The following is a 13,751-nucleotide window of genomic DNA, read 5'->3' on the forward strand; positions in this document are numbered from 1 at the left end:
TGTCATCAAAAATATCGATTCCCCAAAAGATTTACTTAATGGGCAAAAAAAACGGTCCTCATCAGAGAACCGTATTACTTATTCGATCAAATTAGCGGATGAAAAATATCCGCCATGACACGCTATTATTTGATCTGCGCGTGCATTTCCTGCACCGAAATTACTTTTTCGGTCGCGTCGGCATTCAGCGCCATCGCGGTAGCGAAACCACCGTTCAGGGTGGTGTCATAATGCACTTTATATTGCAGCGCACTGCGACGGATCACGCGGGAGTCTTCAATCGCGCGACGGCCTGAAGTGGTGTTGATGATGTAGGTATATTCGCCATTCTTGATGCGGTCCTGAATGTGCGGACGGCCTTCATGCACCTTGTTCACCAGACGCGGATTAATGCCCGCTTCGCCCAGCACAATCGCCGTGCCGTGGGTCGCATCCAGCTCGAAGCCCTGTTTCAGCAGTTTTGCCGCCAGGTCCACCACGCGTTCTTTATCGCCTTCGCGCACGGAAAGCAACGCACGACCGTGTTTCTTCATGGTGGAGTTGCTGCCCAGCTGCGCTTTGGCAAACGCTTCAGCGAAGGTGCGGCCCACGCCCATCACTTCCCCGGTGGAGCGCATTTCTGGCCCTAACAGCGGGTCAACACCCGGGAATTTATTGAACGGCAGCACCACTTCTTTCACCGAGTAGTACGGCGGGATAACTTCTTTGGTTACGCCCTGCTCAGCCAGCGATTTGCCAGCCATCACACGCGCCGCCACTTTTGCCAGCGGTACGCCGGTGGCTTTGGAGACGAACGGAACGGTACGCGCCGCACGCGGGTTAACTTCAATCAGGTAGACTTCGTTGTTTTTCACCGCAAACTGCACGTTCATCAGACCGCGCACCTGCAATTCGAAGGCCAGTTTCTGCACCTGCTGGCGCATCACATCCTGAATTTCCTGACTTAAGGTGTAGGCTGGCAGAGAACATGCGGAGTCACCGGAGTGCACGCCCGCCTGCTCGATGTGCTCCATGATGCCGCCAATCAGCACCATTTCGCCGTCGCAGATGGCATCCACGTCAACTTCTACCGCGTCATCAAGGAAGTGATCCAGCAACACTGGCGCATCGTTAGACACGCTGACCGCCGTCTGGAAGTAGCGACGCAGGTCAGCTTCGTCATAGACGATTTCCATCGCCCGACCGCCGAGAACGTAAGACGGACGTACCACCAGTGGGTAGCCAATCTCTTTCGCCTTCTCTACCGCCATTTCAATAGCGGTAACGGTGGCGTTCGCCGGTTGTTTCAGTTTCAGACGCTCAACCGCATGCTGGAAGCGTTCACGGTCTTCTGCACGGTCGATAGCATCCGGGCTGGTGCCGATAACCGGTACGCCAGCAGCTTCCAGCGCGCGCGCCAGTTTCAGCGGGGTCTGACCGCCGTACTGAACGATAACGCCTTTCGGCTTCTCAATACGCACGATTTCCAGCACATCTTCCAGAGTTACCGGCTCGAAGTAGAGGCGATCGGAAGTGTCGTAGTCGGTGGAGACGGTTTCCGGGTTACAGTTAACCATAATGGTTTCGTAACCGTCTTCGCGCAGCGCCAGCGAGGCGTGTACACAGCAGTAGTCGAATTCGATACCCTGACCGATACGGTTCGGGCCGCCGCCGAGAACCATGATTTTTTCACGGTCGGTAGACGGATTCGCTTCGCACTCTTCTTCATAAGTGGAGTACATGTAAGCGGTGTCGGTGGCGAACTCTGCCGCACAGGTATCCACGCGCTTATAAACCGGGTGCAGGTCATACTGGTCGCGCAGCTTGCGGATTTCCGCTTCGCGCACGCCCGCCAGTTTTGCCAGACGCGCATCGGCAAAGCCTTTGCGTTTCAGCTGGCGCAGGAATTCAGCGTTCAGGCCAGTGATGCCCACTTCCGCTACTTTCTCTTCCAGACGCACCAGTTCTTCAATCTGTACCAGGAACCAGCGGTCAATATTGGTCAGGTTGAACACGCCGTCCACAGACAGGCCCGCACGGAAGGCATCGGCGATGTACCAGATACGCTCTGCGCCAGCATCTTTCAGTTCGCGACGGATTTTGGTTAACGCTTCCGGGTCATCGAGGCTCACTTTCGGGTCGAATCCAGTCGCACCGACTTCCAGGCCGCGCAGCGCTTTTTGCAGGGATTCCTGCTGCGTGCGACCAATCGCCATCACTTCGCCAACCGATTTCATCTGAGTGGTCAGACGGTCGTTAGCACCAGCGAATTTTTCGAAGTTGAAGCGAGGAATTTTAGTAACCACATAGTCGATGGACGGCTCGAAGGAGGCCGGAGTACGTCCGCCAGTGATGTCGTTCATCAGTTCGTCGAGGGTGTAACCCACCGCCAGTTTCGCCGCCACTTTAGCAATCGGGAAACCGGTCGCTTTCGACGCCAGCGCCGAAGAACGGGACACGCGTGGGTTCATTTCGATAACAATCAGGCGACCGTTTTTCGGGTTCACCGCAAACTGGACATTGGAACCACCGGTTTCAACGCCGATTTCACGCAGCACCGCCATCGAGGCGTTACGCATGATTTGATATTCTTTGTCGGTCAGCGTTTGGGCTGGCGCGACAGTGATGGAGTCACCGGTATGGATGCCCATCGCATCAAAGTTTTCGATAGAGCAGACGATGATGCAGTTGTCGTTTTTATCACGCACCACTTCCATCTCGTACTCTTTCCAGCCGATCAGCGACTCATCAATCAGCAGCTCTTTGGTTGGGGAGAGATCCAGACCGCGGGCGCAAATTTCTTCAAACTCTTCGCGGTTATAAGCGATACCGCCGCCGCTACCGCCCATGGTAAAGGATGGGCGAATAATGCACGGGAAGCCCACGTCAGCGGCAACCGCCAGCGCTTCTTCCATCGTGTGTGCGATACCGGAACGCGCGGTTTCCAGACCAATTTTCTTCATCGCTACGTCGAAACGACGGCGGTCTTCTGCTTTATCAATCGCATCGGCGGTCGCACCAATCATAGTCACGCCGAACTCTTCCAACACGCCCTGACGCTCCAGCTCCAGCGCGCAGTTCAGCGCCGTCTGACCGCCCATCGTTGGCAGCACCGCGTCCGGGCGCTCTTTTTCAATAATCTTGCGTACTACTTCCCAGTGAATCGGCTCGATGTAGGTCGCATCGGCCATTTCCGGGTCGGTCATGATGGTCGCCGGGTTGGAGTTCACCAGAATGACGCGGTAACCCTCTTCGCGCAGGGCTTTACATGCTTGCGCGCCAGAGTAGTCAAACTCACACGCCTGACCGATAACAATCGGGCCCGCACCCAGAATCAGGATACTTTTTATATCTGTACGTTTTGGCATGGCTCTTTTACTCCTGATTACTTAGCGGTTTTACGGTACTGCTCAATTAACTCGATAAAGTGGTCGAACAACGGCGCTGCGTCGTGTGGCCCAGGGCTGGCTTCCGGGTGACCCTGGAAGCTGAACGCCGGTTTATCAGTGCGATGAATGCCCTGTAACGTACCGTCGAACAGGGATTTATGCGTGACACGCAGGTTTGCAGGTAATGTTGCTTCATCCACCGCAAAACCGTGGTTCTGGGCGGTGATCATCACCACGTTTTTCTCCACATCTTTAACCGGATGGTTGCCGCCGTGGTGACCAAATTTCATTTTGACAGTCTTCGCACCGCTCGCCAGCGCCAGCAGCTGATGACCGAGGCAGATGCCGAATACCGGAATATCGGTTTCGAGGAATTTCTGGATGGCGGTAATGGCGTAATCGCACGGGGCCGGGTCGCCAGGACCGTTGGAGAGGAAGATGCCGTCTGGATTCATTTTCAGCACATCTTCCGCAGAAGTTTGCGCCGGAACGATGGTCAGGCGACAGCCTCTATCCACCAGCATCCGCAGGATGTTGCGCTTGGCACCAAAATCATAAGCCACGACGTGGAACGGCAGCTCGTCTTCTTTTTTCGCTTCTGGCAGGCCGCCGGTCAACGTCCAGCTCCCTTGTGTCCAGCTATAGGCTTCTGCGGTGGTCACTTCTTTTGCCAGATCCATGCCATTCAGACCTGGGAACGCGCGGGCTTTTTCTAACGCCAACGCCGCATCCGGGTTATCGCCTGCGATAATGCAGCCATTCTGTGCGCCTTTCTCGCGCAGTAAACGCGTCAGCTTACGGGTATCGATATCGGCAATCGCCACGATGTTATGGCGCTTCAGGTAAGAAGAGAGGTCTTCGGTATTACGGAAGTTGCTGGCAATCAGCGGCAGATCGCGAATCACCAGACCTTGTGCATGTACCTGAGAAGATTCTTCATCGGCGTCATTAGTGCCGACATTGCCAATATGGGGATAAGTAAGAGTAACGATTTGACGAGAATAGGAAGGATCAGTGAGGATTTCTTGATAACCGGTCATTGAAGTATTGAAAACGACTTCCCCAACCGCCGAACCTGTTGCCCCTATGGCCCGACCGTGAAACTGGGTTCCGTCTTCCAGAACCAATAGCGCTGACTTAATCAAAACACCCTCCAGAGAATATTCACTCACTTTATTTGCATATTAATTCACAATGATGACGTAAATCAATGCAAATCTGCTTACCGACGAATTTCTGGCAAACGGCGGCATTCTGGAGATATGGGCGCTAAAAGTCAACTTAATGGCGGTATTTTTTATATTATTTTGTGGCTCATGCATGTTTTACAGGCATTAAGCGACAAAAAGATCATATAACCTGTTCTGGAAAACGCTTGCGCAGCAAGAAGATTGCATGAAATAAAAACGAGCAGGAAAAAGTGGACCAAATGGTCAAAATTTACATTAAAACAACAAAAACAGAAGACAAAACATGTAATTTTTGGCACTTATAGAATATTTAAAAACATAACACTAAAAATAAAAGGGCCAAAAATTAAAGCCCTTTATAATCAATAAATTAAATGTGTTATTTTTGCACCATAACAAATATTTTGTGGTTACAAATTATTGAGATTAAGTACATCTCGCATATCAAAAAGACCATTTTCCTTACCACTCAACCACAAAGCCGATCTTACCGCGCCGTTAGCAAATGTCATACGGCTGGACGCCTTATGGGTGATCTCCAGACGCTCGCCAATATCGGCAAACATCGCGGTATGTTCACCAACGATGTCACCTGCACGCACGGTGGCAAAACCAATGGTGCCAGGCACACGTTCACCGGTGTGGCCTTCACGACTGTAGACCGCGCAATCTTTCAGATCTTTATCAAGGGCGTGGGCGATCGCCTCTCCCATTGCCAGTGCGGTGCCTGACGGCGCATCAACTTTATGTCTATGATGTGCTTCAATAATTTCGATATCGGTGTAGTCACCCATCACTTTGGCTGCTTTCTCCAGCAGCTTAAGCATGACGTTAACGCCAACGCTAAAATTGGCGGCAAAGACAATCGCAATATCGGCGGCGGCGTCACGAATCGCCTGTTTACCGGCTTCGTCAAACCCCGTAGTGCCGATCACCATCCCTTTGCCATGCTGGCGACAAAAAGCGAGATGGTTCAGCGTACCTTCCGGACGGGTAAAATCGATAAACACATCAAAATCATCTTTTACCGCATCGAGGCTGCTTTGCACGGTAACGCCTGTTTTCCCTGCACCAGCCAGCTCACCGGCGTCGCTGCCCAGTAAAGAAGATCCTTCGCGCTCCAGCGCCGCGCCCAGCTGCACGCCTTCTAATGCCAGCGCCGCCTGAATCAACTGGCGGCCCATACGCCCCCCGGCTCCCGCGATGGCAACGCGGATGTTTGCATCATGCATAGCTATTCTCTTTTGTTAATTTGCATAGACCGTTTTCAGAGTAACCAGCGCATCGCTACGCCGCCAGCCAAAAACGCTGATAATTAGAAATTAATGATAAACAGGGAGGGATATCAGTGAAAGGCATGAGTCGATGAATGACTGCATGCCGATAACATGTGACAGGTTACGACGCCAGAGCCAGCACCTCAGCCACCCACTGCTGGAAGCCTTTCACATCCAGATCCAATGCCACCTTTACATTGGCTGGTTTGCCCAGGCAACCGTCGATATCAACCACCGTCGTGCCTGAGGTAAATTCGCCTTGAGTTTCTACCGCGACAAAACACGGCTTGAGGGTGAATAAGTCCGGGCGCACCAGCCAGGCGATGGCGCAGAGATCGTGCATTCGCAGACCGCTTTGCATACTGCCGCTACGGTAGTGGCTAAACAGTGCATGAAGCATTTTTCCGGTGCGATTCAACTCCGGCAAAGTAGCGAGATAGTCAGGGGTTAATATTGCCTGATTGGTGACATCCAGACCGCACATGACGATTTCGATTCCGCTACGGAAGACACAGGCAGCCGCTTCTGGATCGGCAGCGATATTAAACTCGGCATTTGGTGTACAGTTGCCGCGACCAGAAGAACCGCCCATGATCACCAGACGACGAATATACGGTTTACATTCCGGGCATTGTGAAAGTAACAGCGCAATATTGGTTAACGGGCCAATGGCCACCAGGGTAACAGGCTCTGGTGCACGCATCAGGGCATCACGAATCGCCAGAAACGCTGGTATCCCGATTGGCTTTCGGTTGTGCTCAACAAAGTCGTAGCCAGCCATTCCCGATTCGCCGTGCACAGATGCTGCATCACGCGGTGCGCGTACCAGCGGCACAGCGGCTCCCTGGGCGAGCGGAATCTCCGCATTCCAGAAATGCAGCAGTTGCAGGGCGTTGCGGGTGGTTTTCTCAACCGAGACATTACCCGCGACGGTGGTCATCAGTTGCAGGTCGAGTTCGGGGGCAAAAATCGCGGCGGCAATGGCGACGGCATCGTCAATGCCGGGGTCAGTATCGAGGAAGATAGGTAAACGCATGTTTTCTCCATAAAAAATGCCGGTAACAAGACCGGCATTTTCGCATAACTTAGGCTGCTAATGACTTAATCGACTTCACGAATATCGACACGCAGCTCTTTCGGCACTTCGAAAACAATGTTTTCTTCACGGCCTTCCAGCGGAATGGCTTCACCACCGCCCAGCTGCTGCAAACGTGCCACCACATTTTGCACCAGAATATCCGGAGCCGATGCGCCCGCAGTCACGCCGACGCATTTAACCTCTTTCACCCACTCTTCCTGGATATCTTTCGCATCGTCAATCAAAAACGCGCGTTTGCCCATACGCTGGGCCAGCTCCGCCAGACGGTTGGAGTTGGAGGAGTTTTTCGAACCGACCACCAACACAACTTCCGCCTGTTCTGCCAGGGCGCGTACCGCTTCCTGACGGTTAGTCGTGGCGTAGCAGATGTCATCTTTGCGCGGACCGACAATTTTCGGGAAGCGTTTACGCAGCGCGTCGATCACATCAGACGTGTCATCCACCGACAGCGTGGTCTGGGTCATAAAGGAGAGCTTCTCTTCGTTTTTGACCGTCAGTTTCCACACATCGTCCGGCGATTCGACCAGATACATTCCCCCTTCCGGGTTACTGTACTGGCCCATTGTACCTTCCACTTCCGGATGCCCGGCGTGGCCGATGAGAATCGACTCTTCGCCACGACGGCTGGCGCGGGCGACTTCCATATGCACTTTGGTCACCAGCGGACAGGTGGCATCAAACACCGTCAAATCGCGGCTTTTTGCTTCGTTACGTACCGCCTGAGAAACACCGTGTGCGGAGAAAATCAGGATCGCGCCGTCCGGTACTTCGCTAATCTGCTCAATAAAGATAGCCCCACGCTCACGCAAGCTATCGACCACATAGCGGTTATGTACCACTTCGTGACGGACATATATCGGTGCGCCGTAAATGGCCAGCGCGTTTTCAACAATGCTGATAGCGCGGTCTACCCCGGCACAAAAACCACGCGGGTTGGCCAACAGGATCTGCATGTTACGCCTCCAATGCCGGATCGATTTCCAGCACTTCAATATCAAAATGAACGGTCTGCCCGGCCAGCGGATGGTTGAAATCAACGGTAATGGAGTCGCCGTTAATTTCGCGGATCACGCCAGGCATCTCACTGCCATCCATTGCGGTAAAAAGCATGATTGCGCCAATTTCTGGCTCGCCTGCATCCATAAATTCACGGCGGGAGAAGTACTGAATCAGGTCCGGTGACGGCACGCCAAACGCCGCATCTGGCTCCAACGAGAAGGTGGTTTTATCGCCCACTTTCAGCCCCAACAGGTGTTGCTCCAGCCCTTCAGAAAGAGAAGCATCACCCAGGCGGAACAGCGCCGGTTTACCGTTGTTGCGGGTAGACTCGGCGGTGGTGCCATCGTCGAGTTTTAGCGTGAAGTGCACCAGGACGGCGCTATTGCTCTGTACAGATTCAGACATGCAGGTTTGCTCTTATATTTGAGGATTTTTGCCGGATGCGGCGTAAACGCCTTATCCGGCCTACGATTTCGCAGCAATCTGTAGGCCGGATAAGATGCGTCAGCATCGCATCCGGCAGGGTTTATTATTGTTTTTTCGCTCTAGAAGGCAAAAAACCTTCCAGCACAATCAGTGCCGCACCGACACAGATGGCAGTATCGGCAAGGTTGAAGGTGGCGAAGTGCCAGTCGCCGACGTAGAAGTCGATCATATCGACAACGAAGCCGTGCCACAGGCGGTCGAACAGGTTGCCCAGCGCGCCGCCAATAATCAGCGCGTAAGCGATATTGTTTAGCTTCTGCGTGGCCTTCGAGCGATACATCATCACTGCCAGGATCACGCTAATACCAATCGCAATACCGGCAAAGAACCAACGCTGCCAGCCGCCGCTATCGGCAAGGAAACTAAACGCCGCGCCATAGTTACGCGCATAATGCAGATTAAGCGACGGGAACAGCGGGACCGTATCCCCCAGAGCAAAGTTCTGGAGGATCAGGTATTTGCTGCCCAGATCGATAATCAGCACGACTACCACCAGCCACAGCCAGCGTAGCCCTGTTGAACAGATCGATTGACTCATCAGGCAAACTTACGTTTTTCACCGTCACCGGCGACGTTGCTGACACAGCGGCCGCAGATTTCTGCGTGTTCCGCCACCTTGCCGACATCCTGGGTGTAGTGCCAGCAGCGTGGGCACTTCTCACCTTCGGCTTTACTCAACGCGACTTTCAGCCCTTTGAGTACTTCGCTCTGCTGAGCATCAGCAGGTGCGTCGTTATAGTCTGCAACGGTAGCGCCGGAGGTCAACAGGACAAATCGTAATTCATCGCCCAGCGCGGTCAGTTTCGCCGACAGTTCCGGTTCTGCATACAAGGTTACTGCCGCTTCCAGCGAGCCACCCACTTTCTTGTCGGCACGCGCTTGCTCAATGACTTTGTTCACTTCGCCACGCACTTTCAACAGCTCGTCCCAGAACGCATCGTTCATCGCTTCACTGTCTGCCAGGCCAAACAGGCCTTCGTACCACTCACCGGTGAAGACGTATTTTTCACGTTCGCCCGGCAGGTAGCCCCACACTTCATCAGCGGTGAAGGAGAGGATTGGTGCCATCCAGCGCACCAGCGCTTCTGCGATGTGATACAGCGCAGTCTGGCAGCTACGACGCGCCACACTGTCCGCTTTGGCGGTGTACTGACGGTCTTTGATGATGTCGAGGTAGAAGGAACCCATCTCAACGGAGCAGAAGCGCATCAGACGCTGTACCACTTCGTGGAAATCGTATGCTTCGTACGCCTTGAGGATGTCTTCCTGTGCCGCTTTCGCACAACCTACGGCCCAGCGATCCAGTACCACCATCTCTTCCGGTTTCACCATATCTTTTGCTGGATCAAAACCGTTCAGGTTTGCCAGCAGGAAGCGCGCGGTGTTACGGATACGACGATAGCTATCGGCAGCACGTTTCAGGATCTCGTCAGAAACGGCCATTTCACCGGTGTAGTCGGTTGATGCCACCCACAGACGCAGAATATCCGCGCCCAGTTTGTTCATCACATCCTGCGGCGAAACGGTATTGCCGATGGATTTAGACATCTTGCGACCCTGACCATCCACGGTAAAGCCGTGGGTCAGTACCTGACGATACGGCGCTTTGCCTTTCATCGCGGTGGAGATCATTAGGGAAGACATGAACCAACCACGGTGCTGGTCAGAACCTTCCAGATACATGTCCGCTGCGTGACCGGCAAATTCCGGACGCACGTCAACAACAGAAGAGTGGGTAGATCCGGAGTCAAACCATACATCCAATGTGTCCGGCACTTTCACGTACTGATCAGCTTCATCGCCGAGGATCTCTTTCGCATCAAGATCCCACCACGCCTGGATGCCGTCAACTTCAACGCGTTTTGCCACTTCTTCCATTAGTTCGAGAGTACGCGGATGCAGCTCTTCCGTGTCTTTGTGCACGAACAGTGACATCGGTACGCCCCAGGTGCGCTGACGGGAGATACACCAGTCAGGACGGTTAGCAACCATCGACTCGATACGCGCCTGGCCCCAGTCCGGGATCCACTGCACGCCTTTGATCTCTTTCAGTGACTGCGCACGCAGACCTTTCTGATCCATGCTGACGAACCACTGCGGCGTCGCGCGGAAGATGATCGGCGTTTTGTGACGCCAGCAGCACGGATAGCTGTGCTGCATTTTCTCAACGTGCAGCAGCGCGCCTTTTTCCTGCAGCAGCGCAACGACGATGTCGTTCGCTTTGAAGACGTTCACGCCATCCAGCGTCGGATAAGTGCCCGGCAGATAAGTGCCGTCCGGGCCAACCGGGTTAGCGGTTTCCAAGCCGTATTTCTGACCGATCACATAGTCGTCCGGGCCGTGGCCAGGCGCGGTGTGAACGGCACCGGTACCGGCATCTAGGGTAACGTGATCGCCGAGGATTGCCGGAACGTCGAAGCCCATAAACGGATGGGTAAAGCGCAGCAACTCAAGCTCCGCACCTTTTACCGTGCCGAGAATGGTGTAATCGGTCACGCCGATACGCTGCATTACGCTTTCAACCAGATCTTTCGCCAGAATCACGGCCTGACCGTCGATCTGCACCAGCGCATAGTCGAAATCAGGTGCAATAGAGATTGCGCGGTTCGCAGGCAGAGTCCACGGCGTAGTGGTCCAGATCACCAGCGAGATTGGGCCGTTAACGTTGCTTACGGCAAATTTTGCTTTCAGTGCATCCTGATCGACCGCCTGAAAAGCAACGTCGATGGACGGAGAAGTTTTGTCGTAATACTCAACTTCCGCTTCCGCCAGCGCAGAACGGCAGTCAACGCACCAGTGAACTGGCTTCGCGCCTTTGTGCAGGTGACCGTTGCCGATGATTTTGCCCAGCGCGCGGATGATGTTGGCTTCAGTTTTGAAGTCCATGGTCAGGTACGGGTGCGACCAGTCGCCCAGCACGCCCAGACGGATAAAGTCTTTGCGTTGACCGTCAACCTGGGTCGCCGCGTATTCGCGGCACTTGGCGCGGAACTCGGCGGCGGTGAATTTCTCACCCGGCTTACCGTATTCTTGCTCTACTTTCAGCTCGATCGGCAGACCGTGGCAGTCCCAGCCAGGCACATACGGCGAGTCATAACCGGAAAGCCCTTTGGACTTCACGATAATGTCTTTCAGAATCTTGTTAACCGAGTGACCAATATGAATGCTGCCATTCGCATAAGGAGGGCCATCATGCAGAATGAAGGTTTTTTTGCCTTTTTTAGCCGCACGGATGATGCCGTACAGATCATCATCAGTCCAACGCGCCAGCATTCCCGGTTCGCGCTTGGCGAGATCGCCACGCATCGGGAACCCTGTTTCCGGCAAATTCAGGGTTGATTTATAGTCACTCATCAGATTCTCGGTTCCGTGTTTCGGTTTGATTACATAACAGGCTTAAGCCGGTTTTGTTAGCCCAAAAAATTCGCGGGCGGTTAATTCATCACGCGCAATCTGCGCTTTCAGTTCGTCCAGCGACGCAAATCGCTGCTCATTGCGTATTTTTTTACGCAGCACTACTTGTATATGGCGACCGTAAAGGTCCATTGCAACATCTAACAAATGCACTTCCAGCTGCTGGCGAATACCGGCAACCGTTGGGCGTGTTCCGATGTTTGCCACGCCGGGTAACGGCTTTTCACCGAGGCCCAGCACTTCTACCGCATAAACCCCTTTCACCGGGGAAACCTGACGGCGTAGCGGTACATTCGCCGTCGGGAAACCTATAGTGCGCCCTAATTCATCACCGTGGACTACACGCCCGGAGATGGCAAACGGGTGCCCCAGTAAACTTTCTGCCAGAGCCAGATTGTCATCCGCCAGCGCCTGACGCACAGCGGTGCTGCTAATACGCACGCCACCTTCGCAAAAAGTTTGCGTACTAGTGATATCGAAGCCGTATTCCATGCCAGCTTTCTGTAATAACAAGAAATCGCCTTCACGACCAGCGCCAAAGCGGAAATCATCCCCTACGGCAAGAAATTTTACGCGCAAATGCTTCACCAGAAGATCGCTGATGAAATTTTGCGCGGTTAACGCCGCGAAACGCCTGTCGAAACGCACGCACAGCACGTAATCAACGCCACACTCTGCAAGGTAACGCAGTTTTTCCCGCAGCCGGGTCAGTCTTGCCGGGGCTTTATCGGTAGCAAACAGTTCCAGTGGTTGAGGTTCAAAAAGCATCACCATCACCGGTAAGTTGCGCTTGCGCCCTTCTTCCTGCAAGCCCTGTAACAGCGCGCGATGACCGCGATGCACGCCGTCGAAATTACCAATAGTCAGCACACACCCTTCTTGCGGGGCCTGGCTGAGATTATGTATGCCGCGTATCAGCTTCATGTCTGGCTCAAAACAGTGAAAATCGTCCGAGTATACCTTGTACAGCGGTCAAGGTTAACCGGCGATTGAGTACCGAAATCAGAAAGAAGTGGCTTTTCATTGCCATGGCGCAAATCACGGGAAGAAAGTGACCGCCTGCTGCAATTTTTATCGCGGAAAAGCTGTATTCACACCCCGCAAGCTGGTAGAATCCTGCGCCATCACTACGTAACGAGTGCCGGCACATTAACGGCGCTTATTTGCACAAATCCATTGACAAAAGAAGGCTAAAAGGGCATATTCCTCGGCCTTTGAATTGTCCATATAGAACACATTTGGGAGTTGGACCTTGGCTAATATCAAATCAGCTAAGAAGCGCGCCATTCAGTCTGAAAAGGCTCGTAAGCACAACGCAAGCCGTCGCTCTATGATGCGTACTTTCATCAAGAAAGTATACGCAGCTATCGAAGCTGGCGACAAAGCTGCTGCACAGAAAGCATTTAACGAAATGCAACCGATCGTGGACCGTCAGGCTGCTAAAGGTCTGATCCACAAAAACAAAGCTGCACGTCATAAGGCTAACCTGACTGCACAGATCAACAAACTGGCTTAATCGCCAATTTGCTGAAGCTTTGTGAAAAAGCCCGCGCAAGCGGGTTTTTTTTTATGCCTGCTGCTTTTATGATGCGTGAGAGAACACACTACCGGTTGCCAGATAGTCAAAAGATGCTGGCTTTTGCAGACATGCCGTTACACTTTCTGAACTCTTCGTGGCTTAAGAATCGTAGAACCATCGGCTGATACATTCTGAACAAGAATATCTACTCAATCTCCAGACTCCCCTACAAAGAATGTGGATATTGTGATACACATTGAGGTATTAAACTTAAGACCACTCTATTTTTGAATTAAATTCCTATACACTTTAACCATTCATAAATATCTCCTTATTAGATCTTGTAAATAATTAACAACAATCAACACAGGTTAAATACCTATTTATATTCTACTTCAT

At 52.9% G+C, this 13,751-nt stretch carries 11 protein-coding genes; 1 reads left to right on the forward strand and 10 read right to left on the reverse strand.

Going from position 1 to position 13,751, the window contains the following annotated elements; translation table 11 throughout:
* Positions 1-125: 125 nt before the first annotated feature.
* The 10 genes from carB to C1P89_RS15520 all read right to left on the reverse strand — a co-directional run bounded on the left by carB (position 126) and on the right by C1P89_RS15520 (position 12,983).
* Positions 126-3,347, reverse strand: a complete 3,222-nt coding sequence (carB, locus tag C1P89_RS15475) for a carbamoyl-phosphate synthase large subunit (RefSeq protein WP_001126376.1) — start codon at positions 3,345-3,347, stop codon at positions 126-128.
* Positions 3,348-3,364: 17 nt separating this feature from the next.
* A complete protein-coding gene (gene carA / locus C1P89_RS15480; protein WP_000597260.1) occupies positions 3,365-4,513 on the reverse strand; it encodes a glutamine-hydrolyzing carbamoyl-phosphate synthase small subunit in 1,149 nt (382 codons plus the stop codon).
* 455 nt (positions 4,514-4,968) lie between these two features.
* Positions 4,969-5,790: a 4-hydroxy-tetrahydrodipicolinate reductase gene (gene dapB / locus C1P89_RS15485; RefSeq protein WP_000543599.1), complete on the reverse strand. Its 822-nt coding sequence runs from the start codon at positions 5,788-5,790 to the stop codon at positions 4,969-4,971.
* A 166-nt stretch (positions 5,791-5,956) separates the two neighbouring features.
* Positions 5,957-6,871 carry a ribonucleoside hydrolase RihC gene (gene rihC, locus C1P89_RS15490; protein WP_001239119.1) on the reverse strand — a complete coding sequence of 305 codons (915 nt, stop codon included), beginning with the start codon at positions 6,869-6,871 and terminating at the stop codon, positions 5,957-5,959.
* A gap of 65 nt (positions 6,872-6,936) precedes the next feature.
* Positions 6,937-7,887, reverse strand: coding sequence for a 4-hydroxy-3-methylbut-2-enyl diphosphate reductase (gene ispH, locus C1P89_RS15495; protein ID WP_001166395.1), 951 nt, complete (start codon positions 7,885-7,887; stop codon positions 6,937-6,939).
* 1 nt (position 7,888) lies between these two features.
* A complete protein-coding gene (gene fkpB, locus C1P89_RS15500) occupies positions 7,889-8,338 on the reverse strand; it encodes an FKBP-type peptidyl-prolyl cis-trans isomerase (RefSeq protein WP_000004655.1) in 450 nt (149 codons plus the stop codon).
* 124 nt (positions 8,339-8,462) lie between these two features.
* The gene (gene lspA / locus C1P89_RS15505; protein WP_000083372.1) at positions 8,463-8,957 is read right to left on the reverse strand and encodes a signal peptidase II; all 495 of its coding nucleotides are present in this window, start codon (positions 8,955-8,957) and stop codon (positions 8,463-8,465) included.
* A complete protein-coding gene (gene ileS, locus C1P89_RS15510) occupies positions 8,957-11,773 on the reverse strand; it encodes an isoleucine--tRNA ligase (RefSeq protein WP_001286857.1) in 2,817 nt (938 codons plus the stop codon). Before ileS ends, lspA begins: the two co-directional genes overlap by 1 nt.
* A gap of 42 nt (positions 11,774-11,815) precedes the next feature.
* The gene (gene ribF / locus C1P89_RS15515; RefSeq protein WP_000767329.1) at positions 11,816-12,757 is read right to left on the reverse strand and encodes a bifunctional riboflavin kinase/FAD synthetase; all 942 of its coding nucleotides are present in this window, start codon (positions 12,755-12,757) and stop codon (positions 11,816-11,818) included.
* 7 nt (positions 12,758-12,764) lie between these two features.
* On the reverse strand, positions 12,765-12,983 hold the full coding sequence (locus C1P89_RS15520; protein WP_001295417.1) for a DUF2575 family protein: 219 nt from the start codon (positions 12,981-12,983) through the stop codon (positions 12,765-12,767).
* Positions 12,984-13,085: 102 nt separating this feature from the next.
* Between C1P89_RS15520 and rpsT the strand changes: the two genes are divergently transcribed.
* On the forward strand, positions 13,086-13,349 hold the full coding sequence (rpsT, locus tag C1P89_RS15525) for a 30S ribosomal protein S20 (protein ID WP_001274021.1): 264 nt from the start codon (positions 13,086-13,088) through the stop codon (positions 13,347-13,349).
* Positions 13,350-13,751 lie beyond the last annotated feature (402 nt).

The organism is Shigella sonnei (assembly GCF_002950395.1).
Classification (GTDB): Bacteria; Pseudomonadota; Gammaproteobacteria; order Enterobacterales; family Enterobacteriaceae; genus ECMA0423.

Coding starts and splice junctions, on each gene's coding strand:
- dapB (WP_000543599.1), bottom strand. CDS start 5,790: ATGCATGATGCAAACATCCGCGTTGCCATCGCGGGAGCCGGGGGGCGT.
- ileS (WP_001286857.1), bottom strand. CDS start 11,773: ATGAGTGACTATAAATCAACCCTGAATTTGCCGGAAACAGGGTTCCCG.
- ribF (WP_000767329.1), bottom strand. CDS start 12,757: ATGAAGCTGATACGCGGCATACATAATCTCAGCCAGGCCCCGCAAGAA.
- ispH (WP_001166395.1), bottom strand. CDS start 7,887: ATGCAGATCCTGTTGGCCAACCCGCGTGGTTTTTGTGCCGGGGTAGAC.
- lspA (WP_000083372.1), bottom strand. CDS start 8,957: ATGAGTCAATCGATCTGTTCAACAGGGCTACGCTGGCTGTGGCTGGTG.
- rihC (WP_001239119.1), bottom strand. CDS start 6,871: ATGCGTTTACCTATCTTCCTCGATACTGACCCCGGCATTGACGATGCC.
- carB (WP_001126376.1), bottom strand. CDS start 3,347: ATGCCAAAACGTACAGATATAAAAAGTATCCTGATTCTGGGTGCGGGC.
- fkpB (WP_000004655.1), bottom strand. CDS start 8,338: ATGTCTGAATCTGTACAGAGCAATAGCGCCGTCCTGGTGCACTTCACG.
- C1P89_RS15520 (WP_001295417.1), bottom strand. CDS start 12,983: ATGTGCCGGCACTCGTTACGTAGTGATGGCGCAGGATTCTACCAGCTT.